This window comes from Metabacillus idriensis (assembly GCF_009674765.1).
In the GTDB taxonomy this organism is placed as follows: domain Bacteria; phylum Bacillota; class Bacilli; order Bacillales; family Bacillaceae; genus Bacillus_P; species Bacillus_P idriensis.
The window spans coordinates 104,140-120,870 of record NZ_WKKF01000006.1 but is presented as its reverse complement, the minus strand read 5'-3'; the positions used below and the strand labels follow the sequence as shown (position 1 = coordinate 120,870).

25 protein-coding genes are annotated in these 16,731 nt (G+C 40.4%); 9 read left to right on the top strand and 16 right to left on the bottom strand.

Going from position 1 to position 16,731, the window contains the following annotated elements; translation table 11 throughout:
• The first annotated feature begins 84 nt into the window (after positions 1–84).
• Positions 85–1,230 carry a diglucosyl diacylglycerol synthase gene (locus tag GJU41_RS17705; protein WP_224771466.1) on the top strand — a complete coding sequence of 382 codons (1,146 nt, stop codon included), beginning with the start codon at positions 85–87 and terminating at the stop codon, positions 1,228–1,230.
• Positions 1,231–1,283: 53 nt separating this feature from the next.
• Positions 1,284–2,297 carry a metal-dependent hydrolase gene (locus tag GJU41_RS17700; RefSeq protein ID WP_170292825.1) on the top strand — a complete coding sequence of 338 codons (1,014 nt, stop codon included), beginning with the start codon at positions 1,284–1,286 and terminating at the stop codon, positions 2,295–2,297.
• Between the two features lie 207 nt (positions 2,298–2,504).
• On the opposite strand, the gene GJU41_RS24720 is transcribed toward GJU41_RS17700, so the two are convergent.
• The 3 genes from GJU41_RS24720 to GJU41_RS17690 all read right to left on the bottom strand — a co-directional run bounded on the left by GJU41_RS24720 (position 2,505) and on the right by GJU41_RS17690 (position 4,163).
• Positions 2,505–2,681, bottom strand: a complete 177-nt coding sequence (locus GJU41_RS24720; RefSeq protein WP_165970874.1) for a hypothetical protein — start codon at positions 2,679–2,681, stop codon at positions 2,505–2,507.
• 91 nt (positions 2,682–2,772) lie between these two features.
• Positions 2,773–3,468, bottom strand: a complete 696-nt coding sequence (locus GJU41_RS17695) for an AIM24 family protein (RefSeq protein WP_070877873.1) — start codon at positions 3,466–3,468, stop codon at positions 2,773–2,775.
• On the bottom strand, positions 3,465–4,163 hold the full coding sequence (locus GJU41_RS17690) for a class I SAM-dependent methyltransferase (RefSeq protein ID WP_224771467.1): 699 nt from the start codon (positions 4,161–4,163) through the stop codon (positions 3,465–3,467). Before GJU41_RS17690 ends, GJU41_RS17695 begins: the two co-directional genes overlap by 4 nt.
• 119 nt (positions 4,164–4,282) lie before the next feature.
• On the opposite strand from GJU41_RS17690, the gene GJU41_RS17685 reads away from it, so the two are divergent.
• Together GJU41_RS17685 and GJU41_RS24715 are read left to right on the top strand one after the other, a co-directional pair.
• Entirely contained in the window at positions 4,283–4,510 is a 228-nt protein-coding gene (locus GJU41_RS17685; protein WP_070877871.1) for a DUF3892 domain-containing protein, read from the top strand.
• 12 nt (positions 4,511–4,522) lie between these two features.
• Positions 4,523–4,678 carry a hypothetical protein gene (locus tag GJU41_RS24715; RefSeq protein ID WP_165970873.1) on the top strand — a complete coding sequence of 52 codons (156 nt, stop codon included), beginning with the start codon at positions 4,523–4,525 and terminating at the stop codon, positions 4,676–4,678.
• 108 nt (positions 4,679–4,786) lie between these two features.
• Here GJU41_RS24715 and GJU41_RS17680 read toward each other — a convergent pair whose 3' ends face one another.
• The 3 genes from GJU41_RS17680 to GJU41_RS17670 all read right to left on the bottom strand — a co-directional run bounded on the left by GJU41_RS17680 (position 4,787) and on the right by GJU41_RS17670 (position 5,651).
• Positions 4,787–4,975, bottom strand: coding sequence for a hypothetical protein (locus GJU41_RS17680; protein WP_070877870.1), 189 nt, complete (start codon positions 4,973–4,975; stop codon positions 4,787–4,789).
• Between the two features lie 79 nt (positions 4,976–5,054).
• A complete protein-coding gene (locus GJU41_RS17675) occupies positions 5,055–5,321 on the bottom strand; it encodes a phosphocarrier protein HPr (protein WP_070877869.1) in 267 nt (88 codons plus the stop codon).
• A gap of 78 nt (positions 5,322–5,399) precedes the next feature.
• Positions 5,400–5,651, bottom strand: a complete 252-nt coding sequence (locus GJU41_RS17670; protein WP_070877868.1) for a hypothetical protein — start codon at positions 5,649–5,651, stop codon at positions 5,400–5,402.
• A gap of 238 nt (positions 5,652–5,889) precedes the next feature.
• Here GJU41_RS17670 and cspD point away from each other — a divergent pair, with 238 nt between their 5' ends.
• Entirely contained in the window at positions 5,890–6,090 is a 201-nt protein-coding gene (gene cspD, locus GJU41_RS17665) for a cold-shock protein CspD (RefSeq protein ID WP_029280415.1), read from the top strand.
• A 56-nt stretch (positions 6,091–6,146) separates the two neighbouring features.
• Here cspD and GJU41_RS17660 read toward each other — a convergent pair whose 3' ends face one another.
• On the bottom strand, positions 6,147–6,353 hold the full coding sequence (locus GJU41_RS17660) for a hypothetical protein (RefSeq protein ID WP_070877867.1): 207 nt from the start codon (positions 6,351–6,353) through the stop codon (positions 6,147–6,149).
• A 212-nt stretch (positions 6,354–6,565) separates the two neighbouring features.
• On the opposite strand from GJU41_RS17660, the gene GJU41_RS17655 reads away from it, so the two are divergent.
• Entirely contained in the window at positions 6,566–6,832 is a 267-nt protein-coding gene (locus GJU41_RS17655) for a DUF2564 family protein (RefSeq protein ID WP_070877866.1), read from the top strand.
• 190 nt (positions 6,833–7,022) lie between these two features.
• Here GJU41_RS17655 and GJU41_RS17650 read toward each other — a convergent pair whose 3' ends face one another.
• Complete coding sequence (locus GJU41_RS17650) at positions 7,023–7,199, bottom strand: zinc-finger domain-containing protein (protein ID WP_070877924.1); 177 nt, start codon at positions 7,197–7,199, stop codon at positions 7,023–7,025.
• Between the two features lie 14 nt (positions 7,200–7,213).
• Positions 7,214–7,879, bottom strand: a complete 666-nt coding sequence (locus tag GJU41_RS17645; RefSeq protein WP_170292824.1) for a reverse transcriptase-like protein — start codon at positions 7,877–7,879, stop codon at positions 7,214–7,216.
• A 172-nt stretch (positions 7,880–8,051) separates the two neighbouring features.
• On the opposite strand from GJU41_RS17645, the gene GJU41_RS17640 reads away from it, so the two are divergent.
• Genes GJU41_RS17640 through GJU41_RS17630 form a run of 3 tightly spaced genes read left to right on the top strand, consistent with a single transcriptional unit; the run spans position 8,052 to position 10,039 of the window.
• Positions 8,052–8,729 carry a queuosine precursor transporter gene (locus tag GJU41_RS17640; RefSeq protein WP_070877864.1) on the top strand — a complete coding sequence of 226 codons (678 nt, stop codon included), beginning with the start codon at positions 8,052–8,054 and terminating at the stop codon, positions 8,727–8,729.
• Between the two features lie 15 nt (positions 8,730–8,744).
• The gene (locus tag GJU41_RS17635) at positions 8,745–9,146 is read left to right on the top strand and encodes a reverse transcriptase-like protein (protein WP_070877863.1); all 402 of its coding nucleotides are present in this window, start codon (positions 8,745–8,747) and stop codon (positions 9,144–9,146) included.
• The gene (locus GJU41_RS17630) at positions 9,143–10,039 is read left to right on the top strand and encodes a DMT family transporter (protein ID WP_070877862.1); all 897 of its coding nucleotides are present in this window, start codon (positions 9,143–9,145) and stop codon (positions 10,037–10,039) included. The genes GJU41_RS17635 and GJU41_RS17630 overlap by 4 nt, the downstream gene beginning before the upstream one ends.
• Before the next feature lie 305 nt (positions 10,040–10,344).
• On the opposite strand, the gene GJU41_RS17625 is transcribed toward GJU41_RS17630, so the two are convergent.
• The 7 genes from GJU41_RS17625 to GJU41_RS17600 form a co-directional block, all read right to left on the bottom strand.
• Positions 10,345–10,620 (bottom strand): DUF6123 family protein, encoded by a 276-nt coding sequence (locus GJU41_RS17625; protein WP_070877861.1) that lies wholly within the window; start codon positions 10,618–10,620, stop codon positions 10,345–10,347.
• Positions 10,621–10,693: 73 nt separating this feature from the next.
• Complete coding sequence (locus GJU41_RS17620) at positions 10,694–11,356, bottom strand: NAD(P)H-binding protein (protein WP_070877860.1); 663 nt, start codon at positions 11,354–11,356, stop codon at positions 10,694–10,696.
• Between the two features lie 67 nt (positions 11,357–11,423).
• Positions 11,424–12,320: a 5'-3' exonuclease gene (locus GJU41_RS17615; RefSeq protein ID WP_070877859.1), complete on the bottom strand. Its 897-nt coding sequence runs from the start codon at positions 12,318–12,320 to the stop codon at positions 11,424–11,426.
• Positions 12,321–12,446: 126 nt separating this feature from the next.
• Positions 12,447–12,590, bottom strand: a complete 144-nt coding sequence (locus GJU41_RS24710) for a hypothetical protein (RefSeq protein WP_165970872.1) — start codon at positions 12,588–12,590, stop codon at positions 12,447–12,449.
• Between the two features lie 69 nt (positions 12,591–12,659).
• Positions 12,660–12,935: a DUF2533 family protein gene (locus GJU41_RS17610; RefSeq protein ID WP_070877858.1), complete on the bottom strand. Its 276-nt coding sequence runs from the start codon at positions 12,933–12,935 to the stop codon at positions 12,660–12,662.
• Positions 12,919–13,119 (bottom strand): hypothetical protein, encoded by a 201-nt coding sequence (locus GJU41_RS17605; RefSeq protein WP_070877857.1) that lies wholly within the window; start codon positions 13,117–13,119, stop codon positions 12,919–12,921. Before GJU41_RS17605 ends, GJU41_RS17610 begins: the two co-directional genes overlap by 17 nt.
• Entirely contained in the window at positions 13,106–16,690 is a 3,585-nt protein-coding gene (locus GJU41_RS17600) for a dynamin family protein (RefSeq protein WP_154319178.1), read from the bottom strand. The genes GJU41_RS17605 and GJU41_RS17600 overlap by 14 nt, the downstream gene beginning before the upstream one ends.
• Positions 16,691–16,731 lie beyond the last annotated feature (41 nt).

Genomic DNA, 16,731 nt, shown 5'->3' with positions numbered 1-16,731 from the left:
TTATATTTCTTAAATATTCATATGATACGCTGATCGTAGTTAATCATGTTTCTTTGTTTTCAGATTAAATTTGAGGTGAATGCATTGTTAAAAAAACCAAAAGTGCTGATCTTAACTGCAAAGTACGGGAATGGACATGTTCAAGTCTCAAAAACACTTGTAAAGCAATGCAAGGACTTGGGAATTGAGGAAGTGGTGGTGTCGGATTTATATGCAGAATCTAATCCTGTATTTACAGAGATCACTCAGTACCTCTATTTAAAAAGCTTTACAATCGGAAAGCAATTTTACCGCATGTTTTACTACGGTGTAGACAAAATTTACAACAAGAAGCTTCTTACTCTATATTTTAAGCTTGGCAACAAAAGACTGCACGAGCTGATCGAAAAAGAGCAGCCTGACATCATTATTAACACATTTCCGATCATTGTCGTGCCTGAATACCGCAGGCGCACGGGAAATATCATCCCGACTTTCAATGTTCTCACAGATTTTTGCCTTCATAAAATATGGGTTCATAAAAACATTGACAAATACTATGTCGCGAGCAAAAGAGTAAAAGAAAAAGTCATGAGCCTTGGCATTCATCCTGCAGCCGTTAAGGTGACAGGCATCCCAATCCGCTCTCAGTTTGAAGAAAATTTAAATGAAAATGCCATATATAGAAAATACAATTTAGATCCAGCCAAGAAAACACTGCTGGTTATGGCCGGTGCGCACGGAGTTTTGAAAAATGTCAAAGAGCTGTGCGAATCGTTCTTAGCAGACAAAAATCTGCAGACCGTTGTTGTCTGCGGAAACAACACTGCATTAAAAGAAAGTCTAGAGAGCATAACCGGAAAGAACAAGGAGAACTTAAAACTTCTTGGTTATGTCGAACGAGTAGATGAATTGTTCCGGATCGCTTCCTGCATGGTGACAAAACCAGGCGGAATCACCCTAAGCGAAGCAGCTGCAGTCGGTGTGCCGGTCATTCTATATAAACCTGTCCCTGGTCAGGAAAAGGAAAATGCGCTCTTTTTCCAGGAAAACGAAGCTGCACTTGTCGTAAATCGATCTGAAGAAGTATACGATGCTGTCAGCACCCTGCTTCGGGATGCCAAAAAGCTGCGCAGAATGAAGCGGAATATTAAACGGCTGCACCATCCGCATTCTTCTCTTACGATTATGGAAGATATCGTAAAAGAGGCTGCTGTCTTTAAAGAGAAAAAATATATTAAAGCTCAGTAAAAGAGCCTGCGGCTTTCAGGATGAAGGGGAATAGAATCCTGGAGGTCAATTGTATGGATACGAGCACACATATAACGATGGGATTTGGCCTTGCCGGTCTTGCTTTTATAGACCCTGCAGTCGCTGCTCGCCCGGAGCTTGCTTCAGCCGTTTTAATCGGAACTGTATTAGGGTCGAATGCTCCTGATTTTGATTACGGAATCAGGCTGTTTAAAGGAAATGACATGTATACAGAGCATCACCGCGGACTGTCACATTCTATCCCTGCATGGTTTATGTGGACGGGTTTGTTAACAGCTATTATCTATCTTTTTCATTTTAATTTCACAGCACTAGAGCTGATTCATTTATCAGGCTGGATTTTTCTAGCCGTAGTGCTGCATGTCATATTTGATATCTTTAACGCATACGGCACTCAAGCAGCGAGACCCTTTACGAAAAAATGGCTTTCATTGAATTTTATTCCGCTGTTTGACCCGCTAATCGTATTTTTGCATCTATTAGGGTTAGCTTTGTGGGGGTTGACAGGTGATCCCGGGCTGGTTTTCCTAATTGTTTATTTAATGATTGGACTCTATCTTTTAGAGCGATTTTTCAGTTCCAGAAGAGTATTGGCCATGGTCAAAATGGAAGTAGACGGAAATGACTCAGTCACAATTATTCCAACTATCCGCTGGTCTGTCTGGAATATCGTTTTAGAAACAGACTCCTTCTTTGATGTAGGAGAGCTGCGAAATAAGGAACTTAAATGGATTCATACTTTCGAAAAGGCAGATCAGGATGCCTATGTCTTAGATAAAGCAAAAAAGGATGAAAATGTTGGCCACTTTTTAAAAAATTCCAAGCACGTTCATTCTGTTGTTCTTTCAATCCCTTCTGGATATGAGATTCGATTTTTCGATTTGAGATTTCGCGCGAAAAACCATTACCCCTATATGGCCGTCTGCCAAATGACAAAAAACGGGCTGATTCTCTCATCATGTACGGGGTGGTTCCATCAGGCAGATCAGTTTAAAAGCAAGCTGATATCGCATGAGAACGCTGGCAAGAACCAATTGGAAGCCTAGTTTTAGGTTCTGAAAAAAATACAGATGAAAAACGGGTATAGATTGCGAAGCAATTTTTACCCGCTTTTGATGATTTAAGATTTTTGATAACAAAAGAATTGCTATAATTCCCTCTATTTCCAATCTGGACAATTAAATGGCACCATAGATACAAAAAAACAAAGGATGACCTAATGAACGCAGATTGCGTTAATAGTCATCCTTTGTTTATTGATCCTTGTTTAGTTCTTCTTCGAAATAAAAGGTTGATGGGTATTCCTTCAGAATGTAAGAGTAACGGTGCATATTTTTTATATATTTTGATTGCATGATAGTGACGCTTTCCCCTGTTTTCACAATTTGGACAGATTCACCGTTTTGAAACTTGCTGGCATTGCTCTTCATTCAGCACTTCCTTTCATCATATCCCTATTATACCATAGCTTCCATGATTTTTTAGGACAGGAGAAAAGAATGAACCAAAGCATTTCTCCCGTCAGCTTGTCGTTTCTCTGAAATACACCTCTTCAAACGGCTGAACGACTACAAAGCCATCTCCTGCAAACTTCATTTGAATAGATTCTCCGCTCCCGCGCCCAAGTATCGTTTTCAAAGAAATGTCGGTTACAAATTCTGGAGTTAAACTGCCGGACCATGCAACCGTTGCATTTGGATCTGTATATACTGGATCCCCCGGCTTCACAAGCAGAGTTAACGGCTCATAATGAGAGGTAATGGCAATAAGCCCTCTTCCTTCAAGCTTGACATTAAATAATCCTCCTGAGAGCATACCTGCGATTTTTCTCATCATTTTAATATCCCACGAAATAGATGGTTCAAATGCTAGCAAATCATTTCCATTCACATATAATTCTTCACCTTTAAGGTTCAAAATCGAAATCTTTTTCCCTTGATCTGCTAAATACAGCTTTCCATTCCCGGTTGCCTTCATTAATGACGTGCCTTCTCCAGTAAACGCTTTTTTGAACATCTTGCCGAATCCATGTTCAAGAATGCCTTCCCTTTCATATTTAATTTGCCCTCTGTAAGATACCATCGCCCCTGATTTCGCCCAAATCTGCCCATTCAGATTGATCTCAAGCAGCCTCTCTGTCTCAAGTTCAAATAAGCCCTGCCCTTTATCCTGCTGCTCAGTCTTTTCAACAAACTCTTCAATCGAATATCGGTTCATTTGATCTCTCCTTCTTTCTTTTGAAGCATAAACAGCCATAGAAATGAAAGAGACTGTTTTAATTCTGGCGACAGTACTTCAATCATTTCTTTTGTAACGCCTCGTTTATAAACGCCTTGACTTCCAGCCAATTCCCATCCATTTTCAAGCGCCATTTTTTCAAATTCCCAAGGCATCATTGTGTTGCATATGACAGGTTTTCCGTAAAGCCGGTTATAGCTGTTCGTCCGCGGGTGCGCCGTGGGACCTAAAATCGCAATGCATAAAAAGCCATCCGTTTTAACCACACGCTTTAATTCACTTAATGCCGCTAATGGATTCTCTGTCCACTCAATGCAATTGATCGTCAGCAGCGCATCCGCTGTTTCATCATTAAATGGAAGCTCCATCATATTCGCCTGAATAAATGAAAGCTTTCCTTCTTCTTCATGCTTCTTTGCGAGCTTAATCATCTCAGGAGACAGGTCGACTCCAGTAACCTTCAAGCCCTCTTTCATCAAAAGAAATGAACCGTATCCGTCTCCGCAACCAATGTCAATCACTTCTGCTTCCGGTTTCACATACTTCGTGAAAAAAGGCACAATGGAGCTCCTGCTTCCCGAATCCCACATCTCCTTGCTTGCTTTGTTCCAGAACGCAGCTCGCTCATCCCACTTCTTTTCAGCTTCTTTTTCCCAATTATATGTATTCTTCAATTCCAATCAGCTCCATCTTTAATCATCTTCTACTATTTCTAGGAAAAGCGGCGAAAATCCTTTTCTGAGGAATAATTGAGCAGCAAGAAAGAACACTAAAAAAGAAAGGGGTGCTGAAGATGGAAAAAGAATCTTTTGTGGCTGCACAAAAAAACGGAGACGGAGATCTCGTCTCATTTAAAACATCAGCAGGAAGAACCCTCTCCTACCCTGAAGCACTAATGGAAATCAACAAAGGTGCTATAGAAGGTGTTAATACCTTTAAAGGAAAAGACGGAGAGATGTATATTCGAAGCAACCCGGATCACAATAAAGCAAACAACCTTGATTCATTACCACCATTTTAGGAGGAAATCATCATGACAAAGAAATTTAACAAAGGCGGCAGCGAAAACGGCAATTCCCCTAGAAAAGGACATTTTCAGGAAGAATTCGGCCAAGAAATCATTTCTGGCGATAATAGCAAAGGAAACAAACGGAACAAAGATCAAAAATCGAAAACTTCAGAGAAGTAAATGCAGCCGGCTGCTTGAGCAGCTGGTTTATTCATTTGAGGGAGTCAGATAACTTTTTTTCTGCCCCATCCCCCGCAACAAAAAAACTGCAGACAGTGCCTGCAATTTTTAATCTTCTTTATCAAATTCTTCTTCATTTCTGCCTCTGTCAATTGTAATGGCAGCTGTTTCATTATTCATATAAAGAGGTACTTGCATCTTGTCGCCGTTATCATAAAAGGCTTCATTGATTTGCTCGTTTGCCCTCGATGTTTCTTCACTGCCAAGATATGAGGATTTATCGTTTTTTCGTGTCATGTGCCCGCCTCCATTCTGTATTATCATCCCCCTAAGGCAAAAAAAAAATCTCCCTTTTTAAGGAGATTTTCTGCAAGACTTATGCGCCTAATTGTTCTGCTATGATGACACGTTCTACAGCTTCAATCGCGTCTTTCGCATCGCTTCCTTCTGCTGAAACGACAATTGTTGTTCCTTTAGAGATGCCAAGAGACATGACGCCCATAATTGATTTCAGGTTTACTTTCCGGCCGTTCGCTTCTAAGTTTACATCAGCTGTGAATGAGTTGACTGCATTGACTAATGAAGTCGCCGGACGTGCGTGAATTCCAGATTCACTTGTAATTTCAAATGATTTTTGCATCATTGCTTACTTCCCCTCTCAAATTGTTACTAAACAATATTATAATCGTTTTCGTTTAAAAGAAAACTGTTTTTTTGGGAGTTACGCAAGCTTGATAATTTCCTCATGCAAAATGTAGCTGTGGAGATAGATGGTGCAAGTTTCTGTGCTCTTTTTTTCTATGATAATGGTATTCTGGAGCGGGTCTTTTATCAGTATGAGCCGTTCACGCTCGATATCCAGCAAAGACTCGAGTGCCTCAAGCTGTCGGCATGCAAGCAGAAAACGCTCATCACTCATTTTACGGTCTTTTTTAAAAATAACCTGCTTATCTCCAATGCTTGTTTTGTACACGTTTCCCACATCCCTTTACAAGTTATTCCACCCTATATTTAAAATATCTGAAATTTCAATAAAAAGCTATAGGTAACTTGACGACAAATTTTCAATAGTGTATATTAAAATCATCATTTAGCTAATAGTTAGTGAGATATTGTTTTATCAAACAATGTTTGCGCATACATATTTGCTGTATGATAAATATTTCCAGGTAGCAACACCTTGTGCTACAGTATTAGGAGGATAAAGTACTATGCAAAACGGTAAAGTAAAATGGTTCAACAACGAAAAAGGTTTCGGTTTTATCGAAGTTGAAGGCGGAGACGATGTATTTGTACATTTCTCAGCTATCGAAGGAGACGGCTACAAGTCTTTAGAAGAAGGCCAGGAAGTTTCTTTTGAAATCGTTGAAGGCAACCGTGGACCACAAGCAGCTAACGTTGTGAAATTATAATTACAAACGTACATTATATTTGATCATATACGATGCAAGAAAGAGGCTGAGTTATCTCAGCCTCTTTCTTTCGTGAAATCCTGGCTGATCATTAAGTATTCCACTGCCTTTATATTCTGTTTCAATTTTTTTTCGATTCTGTTTACTTCAAATTGATTAAAGACATTTCCATTCTTCGCCATAAACAGCAGCATGTCTAAATCTCCATATATTTCATGAAATGCATTTTTTACATCTTCATTAATGCCGACCTTGGTTCTCATGAAATACTCTTTCCTCCCTTCCACGCCATCCGCCTAGTCTAAAAGATTCAAGTTTATATTCTATTTTACATATTTCTGTTATAAGGAACAAAAATCCTTCTTTTTAACGAATGTTTATTTATTCTGAAAATTCATTTTGTTTCTTTAGACTCATTTTTCCGATGTATATTTTAAGAAAGATGTCGAACGATAAGTAAGTGGAGGTGACGAACATGGATCAGATTAATCATACCGGCCTTATCAGCGGTTTTAATAATCTTAAACAATTGGAAATGGCTGTAGCAGCAGCACAAAAAATGACAGGATCTGCAACAATGAGCATGGATCCTGAGGCCATTCAAAACGCGGAAAAAGCACTGCAGGATGCAAAAGCAATTTATCAGACCGCTGGAGATACAGAAGTCGACCAAGACTTTCTCAGCAATCAGAATGAACTTCTGCTGCAATGTGAACACCAGCTGAACGAAGCTAAGCAATAACAAGAAAAGCGGAAGCGCCCGTTTAGCGCAGGCATGACAGATAAGGCTCCGCCAGTAAAGGCGCTTTTTGCCTTTACTGGCGGAGCCTTTCTGGCCGAGGAGTTGGGCGATGGAGCCAGACATCCAAGCGCAAAATTATATGCTTTCTTATCTTTAAAAAAATCCGCTGAATCAAATTGTCAGCGGATTTTCATATTAGCTTCTTGCCGTATTCTTTAATTTTTTGACCGACCGTGCATTCTTCAATACAGAAAGAATGTGCATACTTCTTCCCGTATTCCTTGCGAAAATGCTTTTTTAACAAACAATCTGTGCAATAAGTGTCCAGAAGCTGGTCAATCTCACAAACAACTTGTTTTTTCTCCAATTCATTCATCTCCATCAATCACTTTCAAGCTTCCATTCACTTGCAATTGTTATTCCTTTTAATCCTTGACCTGCAAGCTTATCAGCTTCTTCATTCTCTTTTCGGGCAATTGGCATGCATATTGGGCGCACTTTCATTTTTTTCAGGGCTGCTTCAATTCTATCAAGCCAGAGTGTGTACGCTTCTTCATAGACGGGCCACTCGCCAGAGAGCTGGTTAAGCACGACTTGCGAATCTCCTTTAAATGTTACATCCTGATAGCGCACGCCGAGCTCTTCAAGCTTTTGCACCAGAAAGTAAACAGCCATGTATTCTGCTTCATTGTTGGATGCTGCCTCTTCTGCTTTTGCACTGAATCTCATTCTTGTCCGTTTCTCGTTTAAAGTGTAGTAGATGACAGCGCCAAGACCTGCTTCTTTTGTTTGTTTATTGTAGTTGCCGTCAAAATAAGCTTCGACATCGGCAGGCTCATGCACGACTTTCAATTTTAATTTCTTTAATTCTTTAAGCGACCATGGAGTCCCTCGTGTATCAATGAATTCTATTGATTTCACCCTGCCTGTTTTCTCGAGATCATCACCAATCGAGATGGCTGAATCAAGATCTGTTTCATCATCAGATGTGAAAAGCATGTTCTTTTTTTTCGGGCTGCTGTACATCCATTTAATTAGATATTTCACCTGTTCCACTCCCTAAATCGGATGAGCTCTATATGCAGTAGTTTTGCTCATACCATCAAATGTATTCACTGTGCTATAATCATATTCGGTAATTAACCTGGCCGCTTGCTGACTCAAAAGCAGCCTATACTAAAGCAGCCTTACTAAACATATAAGCAAGGAGACAGATTGTATGCCAAATGAAATGTTGTGGCTTGGTTTTGCGTTAATCAATTTTATCATTGTTCTTTTATTTTATAAACTGTTCGGAAAAAGCGGATTGTTTGTCTGGATTGGCTTTTCAACGGTTGTTGCCAATCTGCAGGTTGTCAAAACCATTGAAATCTTTGGTTTGACCGCAACGATGGGGAATATCATGTATGGGACAGCTTTCTTAGTTACTGACATTTTAAATGAAAAATATGGAGAGAAAGAAGCCAAAAAAGCAGTATGGCTCGGATTTGCAACGTTAATCTCTTTAACTGTCATCATGCAGGGAGTTCTTATGTTCAAGCCTGACGAGACTGATTTTGCACAAGGTGCACTGGAAACGATTTTCGGCCTCATTCCCCGCATAGCACTTGGAAGTCTTGCTGCATTTATCATCAGTCAATATGCAGATGTAGCGATTTATTCTTATATCAGAAAGAAATTTCCGTCTGACCGATTGCTTTGGGTTCGCAATAATGGCAGCACGATGATCAGCCAATTGATTGACACACTTATTTTTACTTCTATCGCGTTTCTTGGCGTCTACCCATTTTCAGTCTGGGTCCAAATTTTTATTACAACCTATTTGATTAAGTTTGTTGTGGCGATTATTGATACACCTTTCGCCTATTTAGCTAAAAAAATGAAGCCCCATGAGTAAGGAGTTGAAGACTAGATGATCGAAGTTTATATAGACGGGGCCAGTGCTGGTGATCCTGGACCTTCAGGAGCCGGTATTTTCATTAAAGGCCACGGCAAAGGGGAACAGTTTTCGGTACCTCTTGGCATCATGACGAATCATGAAGCAGAATACCATGCGTTAATAAAAAGCCTGGAAATTTGTCTAGAGAAAGGTTTTACGATTATTTCAGTCAGAACGGATTCACAGCTTGTCGAGCGGGCTGTTGAAAAAGAATATGTGAAAAATCCAGCTTTTGTCCCGCTTCTTGAGAAGGCTTTAAGCTTAAAAAATCAATTTGAGCTATTTTTTATAAAGTGGATTCCGAGCAAACAAAACAGCGTAGCGGACCAGTTATCAAGGTCCGCCATTCGGATGAACGGAGAAAATGAAAGATGAAAAAATCTTCCGCTGCTGATTTAAGTCTCCTGCTTGTTGCTCTTATTTGGGGTTCTACTTTTGTTATTGTTCAAAAAGCCATTCAATTTATGCCGCCGCATTTTTTTAATGGCGTCCGTTTTTTTGCGGCAGCAGTTATCCTTACGATGATAAGTTTAAGAGTAACCCGCTTTCGTCTTTCAAAAGAGACATGGCTTGCGGGAATATCGCTTGGCGTCTTTTTATTCTTAGGATACGCCTTTCAGACTGTTGGGCTATTATATACGACTTCTTCAAAGGCCGGATTTATAACGGGTTTAAGTGTTATGATCGTTCCACTTTTGTCCATCTGGCTGCTTAGGGAACGGGCAAGAAAAACAGTTTATTTTGCAGCAGCACTAGGAACTGCCGGCTTATACCTTTTAACCCTGAGTGATTTTTCCTCTCTGAATATTGGGGATTTACTTGTTTTCTTCTGCGCTGCTGCGTTTGCTCTTCATATTATCTTTACCGGGAAGTTTTCAGGCAGCCATGATGCTTGGATGCTGACGATTGTTCAGCTTGGAACGGTCTCTTTTTTGAGTTTTTTTTCATCCGGATTATTTGAAGCTTCAAACGTAAAAGAAAATTTCAGGAGCATGTTTACATTTGAAGTTCTCTTTGCGCTTATTATTACAGCACTATTTGCAACTGCTTTCGCCTTTTTCGTTCAAACAAAGCTTCAGCAATACACAACAGCCTCAAGAGTTGCACTCATCTATGCGTCAGAGCCTGTATTCGCTGCTTTAACTGCTTATATTTTCATTGGTGAGCGGCTGACCCTATACGGCATGACAGGCTGTCTGCTTATTTTGGCAGCCATGCTTACAGCTGAATGGAAGCAGAACAAAACTGAAGAATCTCTTTCCACATAAAAAATCTCGGGAGCGCCCCGAGATTTTTTTATGTGGCTCTATTCGTAAACTTTGTTGCTTTTAAATTAGATGATTTAGACATTAAGTGGATCTACGCTGCAGGAACTTGACTCCTGCGGGAAAATAGAGGGAAATGGGAGACCCCCCAGGCAAAGCCGAGGAGGCTCCCAGCCGGACCGCGGAAAGGAAGTTCTTGCAGCGGAAAGAAACGGACAACATTTAAAATCAAAAACAACAATCTATACAATAACAACCTTTTATTATAAGTGCCAAGCGGAAGAGCAAAACTTCACCCTCTTCTCAAATTAGATCAAATTCAATTTTTGCGCCACAAGAATTGCCTGTTTTCGGTTTTTTGCCTTTTCTTTTGTCAGTCTTTCTAAAAGAGAGACAAAAAATGAGCCGTCAAATTCCTTCTGTGCTTTTAATGTCAGCTCGATTGCAGCAATGACAAGCTCATCTTCAGCACCTGTATAATGTTTGCCGAACTCGATAAAGCCAAAAGCATCTTCCTTAAGCTGAAATCCTTTATCTTTTAAATGCAGCAAATAATCTGTAACCGACTGTTTCGTATGTAGCAAGCAGACCCCGCCTTAGGTGTAAAATTTCATCCATTCTAATTTTAGCTGATGGGTGAAAAAATTTCTATACTGATTAGTAATAGCCAATTTCATGAATTTCATCTGATTGAAACGTGATAACGAGGGGATCTTTATTTTGAGCTTCTTTTACCATTGCTTTAGCCACCGTTTTTGCATGGATCGGCTTCATTATTTTTAATTTTCCGATAAATAGGAATCCAAAACTTTTAGCTGCCCATTCACCCATCTTCTCTCCATAACGTAAGTCTTCCCTGTCACCGAGCAGCAGAGACGGCCTGAACAATATTACCGAGGGCAGCCCCATGTTCCTTAAGGCATCCTCCATTTGTCCTTTTACACGATTATAGTAAAACATCGAATCGCAATCTGCTCCGATAGCTGAGACAGCAAGAACTTTTTTAACGCCATGCTGTTTTGCCAGCCGGGCAGCTTCCACTGCGTATTCAAAATCGACTTTATAAAATGCTTCCTTTGATTTTGCCTGCTTCATCGTGGTGCCTAAACAAATAAATAATTCATCTGCGGCAAATTCACTGCCGTAATCAGATAAATGATCGAAATCGGAAATTACGGTATTTTTATGTTTGGTATTTTCATGTGTTAATGGTTTTCTTGTAATCGTCTTCACTTCTGAGTACTGCTTAGATACAAGCAGGAGGCTGAGCAATTCGGTCCCGATCAAGCCAGTTGCTCCGATAATCAATGCTTTCTTCATGATCGCCACTCCAATCTTATAATTAGAAGCATAAAGGAATTAGAGCAATTAATCAAAAAAAGAGAGGTCACATTGCCTCTCTCACTGCCAGGGCATCTGATAAAAATGTGTGCAGCCCTCTGAGTTCCAGTTCCTCAATCATCTGAACAGCCCGGTTATGTTCAACATTCAAAATGGCTTCATCAAGCGGGCACTCAACTGGCACATCACATGTAATTTCAGCAAGTCTTCGTGATAAATGAAGCATTTCAAGATCTTGTTCAATCTTAGAACGCTGCGCTTTAGTCAGCTCTTCCAGGCTGCTGAGCAGGCCTTCAATGGACTTGTATTTCGCAATCAATTTATAGGCGGTTTTTTCACCTATGCCTTTTACCCCAGGATAGTTATCGCTGCTGTCTCCCATCAATCCTTTTACATCGATCAGATGAGCCGGAAGAATGCCTGTTTCTTCAGTGAAAAAATCGTGTGTATATACTTTATACTGGCCAATACCTTTTTGCATAAGAACAACCTGTACATCCACCGTCAATAACTGCAGCAAATCACGGTCACCTGTCAGGATTGAGACATTCATCTCACCTCCGTACAGTTTCGCAAGAGTACCGATGCAATCGTCCGCCTCATAGCCTGAAAGTCCAATATTCGGGATATTTAAAGCCTCAACTACTTCTTTAGCTAAGTCAAATTGCGGAAGCATTTCAACCGGAGCTTCCGGACGGTTTGCTTTATAGTGATCAAACAATTCCGAACGGTACGTTTTGCTTCCCATATCCCAGCAGCAAATCACATGACTCGGGTTAAAATGTTTAATGGATGCCAGTAAATGCTTTAAGAAGCCGTTCACTGCATTTGTTGGAACGCCTTTGCTGTTAATCATAAAATTGCCGTATACAGAAGTTGCATAAAAGGCTCTAAAAAGAAGCGCCATGCCATCTACAATTAATAAATGCTGTTTATTATTCATCTATTATCTGATCCCCTATCTAAAAAATTCAAGTACCTCTATCATATCATAATAAGAGCGGCAGGCTGAAAGGGAAAAACATGAAAAAGACCTCCACATTTGTGAAGGTCTCCTGTCTATAAAGGACTAGTTAGAGTCCTTTTTCTTTTTGCTGTTCATTTTTTTCACTTCTGTTTCTGCATAAGAAGCGAATTCTTCATTAAAGCCATTTTTCTTTTTTTCATTGTTGTTGCGCTGTGCATTTGCATTTCCGCTTTTTGTTCTGCCCATTTATAACACCTCTTTTCAGTTGTGTTAATCTTAGGATTTCCATTAAGCGGGTGTGATTACTCGCAGAAGTTATTGGTTATCACCAGTAGATTTTCGCTGTACGTACTCATGAACCATTTCTTCTGTGACTAGTTTTCTGGTCGGGATTATGCCTTGTTTAGCAAGTTCATTGATCTCAGCTGTAACTGCATTAATGCCAGTTACAGAGAAGGACTGTGATTGTCTGCATTGCTGAACGGCTTGCTCAATCAGCGCTTCTCTTTTTTCTTCTAACGATAAAAATTTGGAAACTATCGCGTGCTGTTTTTTACTGTGAGCTGAAATTTCTTCATGTACGTTTGTCATTGGGCAAGTCTCCTCTTTTTTTCATCAGGTTCAAAACGGCCTCAGCCGGTGTCCAGCAATTGAAAGAATAATCCGGCTTTGTTTCAAAGCCCAGCCTGCCGCAGCGGTAAATCATTTTTCCTTCGCTGCGGAAGCTTTGAAAATGAGTGCATGCTGCACAAACCTGATATTTATTGCTGCTCATTGTTCTCAAGCTCCGTCATAATTTGCTTCAGAGTTTGATTACCTAGTTGATGCAGGGTCAAATCATCATTTGTATAAGCAGACAGCAGCGCTTCATAATAATTCTCTGCCTGATTGGCCAGGTTCTCAGTCAGCAGTCTGCATTCATTCATGAACTGCTCGCGATAATATTCACCGAATTGATGCTCGTGAGCTTCCAGTATATCTGAGATCGGCTGATCAAGTTTCTTCTGCAGCTCGTCACTCATTATTTTCTTCTCATTTTTTTCGAAAAAGGATTTTGTATTTTTAAATCTTTTCAGCGGCTGGCGAATTTCACCATTGGTTATGTCTTTTAACACAGCCTGCAGCTTGGGTGTTTGAAATTTCGAGAATTCAGGCAAAGATGTCCTAAGCTGGTTATTAGTCAGTGCCATATCTTTGGAATGGCGCTTAAACACATCCGCAAGCAGCTTGTGGCTGTATTTTTCAAGCCTAAGGGTTGTTGCCTGCAGCTCTTGCAGGACATGAAATTGCAGCGAAACCAGCAGGTCCTGCAGGCAGTTTTCAAGGATTTCTTTAGTCTGCTTAGATGATCCTGCAAAAGCTCCTGGATGAAAGGCTTCTTTAAACAGGTCTGGAAATCTCAGCATCGTGCGCTGTTTCACATAAAAAAGCTGCTCTTTTATTTCCTGAAGAACCTGTTTTTGCTCAAGCTCGTGTTCATCCGCGCGGAGCATAGATCCAATCTCAGCACGTTCTGTTGAAAGCCTTTCAAGTTCTTTCTTCCTCTTCTCCTGATCATCGTTTGCAGCTTCCAGAATCGACTGCAGCTGCTGCTTTGCAATAGACAGTTCTACCCTGGCAGACATGATCATCGAAGCGGATAAATCGTTGTTGATAAAGTGCATAAAATCATCTTGGAACTGTGCGAATTCAGAAAGAGCAGGATCTGCTGTTTTCTCAAGCTCCATCAGACTTGAAATGCCGTAAAGACGCGGATGGCGAATCTCATGTGTCAGCAGCTGCGCTGTAATGTACTCTTTTACCATCTCAATTTCTTCCTTGCTCTCGGCAAGATCAATGGCATTGATGACAAAGAACATCTTATCCATCGCAAATGTATCTTTCACGCGTCCAAGCTGCTTTAGAAATTCACGGTCGCCTTTTGAAAAAGGATGGTTATAATAAGTGACAAACAAAATAGCATCTGCATTTTTAATATAATCAAAGGCTACTTCTGTATGCCGCGAGTTAAACGAGTCCGCACCCGGTGTATCAACAATCGTAATCCCATTTCGACTAAGCGGGCTGTCAAAATAGATGATGACCTCTTCAACTGTGCATGCTTTTTCTTCATTGGCAACAAACTCTTTGTATTCCTCTCTGTTAACTCCTCTTACCTTTCCGCTGATTGAGGAGAAGTTTTTAAGAGCATGGGTGTAGAGCGGAAGAAGGGATTTCAGTCTCTCATTCCCGCCTTCTAGCCTTTCAAGTTTTAAGAGCGCTGATTGAACCGATTCTGCTTCAATCGAAAATAAATCGGCGATTTCCTTCAAAAACGCTTCTTCTGATTTAAATTTCACTTCAATATAACCGTGCGGCTTATCCGCTGTTACTGGAACAATTTTGTTGATTGTAGCTGTAGTTGGCGTTGGGGACGAAGGCAAAAGCTTTTCCCCTAGAAGCGCATTGGCAAATGAAGACTTTCCTGCACTGAAAGCACCAAATAAAGCAACCGTAAATGATTTATTTTGAAGCGAATGCGCCTTTTCTAATAGAGATGACGACAGCATTTGAAAGCCGGGAATATTCCGCATGGCTTCTGAAGCCCGGGCAATCTGCTGTGAAAAGAAATCTTGATCGGGCTGTAGATCATGTTCAGGCTTTTCTTCGTTTGTGACTTCATCGCTCATGGCAGAACCAGGATGACGAGCCTCAAGCATCCCCTCTACCGGTTCTTTCTCAGGGTGCTTTTGCATCCACTCCGTAAAATTGATGTCTGGAAAGCTTTGCTGTACCATAAGTTCCATTAAATCATTTTTTACTTGTTCATATGAAATGAGACTGTGATATGTTTCATTCAATTCTTCAAGCTGTTTATTCGCTTCGTCAACTTGTGCTTCAAGCGTTTTAATTTGATCTGCACTTTGATTTTTGAGATGGCGCTCAATCTCTTCAATTAGAGGCAGGACCTGCTGTTTGCACTCTTTCTTGACAGCCTCGCTTAAATCACCCGAGAAGGTCAGCGTATATTGAGAATTGACTGTTGCACCTTTATGAATAGAATCCTGCAGCAGCTGCGGCTGAATTTTAACATGGAACGATTGAATGTTATTTAAGATAACGGGATCATGGATCTCATATTCAGCACTTTTTTTCTTTAAAAGCTCAGATATATGCCACGTAATTTGCGACTGCAAGCGCTCTGTTATTTCTTCAAATAGCTCAGATTCACGCTTTTGCTTCTCTTCTAGCGTTTTAGCTTTAGAGAAGAGAAGTCCAACCTTAAATCCGGGCTGAGCAGCTTCAATAAACCGCTCTGCCTTGGATCTTGTCTCAAATGGAATCAAATTCGCATTTTTAAGAATATACTGAAGCTGCTCTTTCATATCAAAAACTGCGCTGTTTACTGTATCAAGCAGGCTTTGCAGGGCTGAAGCTGATGCCTCTTTATTTATTTGAACCGATTCTAATTGCTGAATTAAATCATCTGCCTGGATGCCTTTAATCTCAAGATCATCCTCTTTCCACTTCAAAAATTCTTCCACTAATGATTTCAAAGTGAACTGGGCATTCTGGATAACAAGGTGATTTTCGGCGATTGTATCCCGAATAAGCTTTTTTACTGTCTGAAGCTGATTATGAGTATTTTCAAGGTCTACTAAAGATGTATAAAAGATATGGTTCTTAGAAAGACCTGCTCCGCCAAATGTCATTTCAATTTGTGATTTGAAATAAGTAAAAGGAACTTCTTCTTCCCTGTGTTTATCGATTTGATTCACGATCAAACAGACATTTTTGCCTTTATGTATCATTTCGCTTATAAACGCAACATTCTCTTCAGATTGTACGTGATTATAATCTGTCACATAGAAGATCAGATCTGCAAGGTGCAGCGTTGATTCTGTTGCCATCCGGTGAGCGGCATCTGTTGAATCGATCCCGGGTGTATCCATAATCACCACATTTTCAGGCAGAGCCTGATACGAGTCGCTGATCTCCACTTTCAAAATTTCTTCGCCCTGCTTGCAGTAATCTTTTACTTGCTGAATGGAATATTCCGCGTTCAGCTTCAGCAAATTCCCGCTGCCGTCATGCAAAATGACCGACTTGTCCCCTTTTTGTAGCAGCACCACATTAGCACTGGTCGGGATTGGACTTGTAGGCAGAATGGATTCTTCAAGGATCGTATTAATCATTGTTGATTTTCCGGCTGAAAAGTGACCGGTAAACGCAATATGCTTCGTCTCTTTATGAACTTTATAAATCAGTTCTTTTACCTTAGCTGCTGCGGCTTTATCCTCTATCATCCGTTCGAAAACAGCAGCTGAACGCGGCAGCAGGTGATGTTTTAACGTTTTCGTGCTCATTGCCTAAACCCCTTTACCCTAGCGTATATTGCTATTTTACT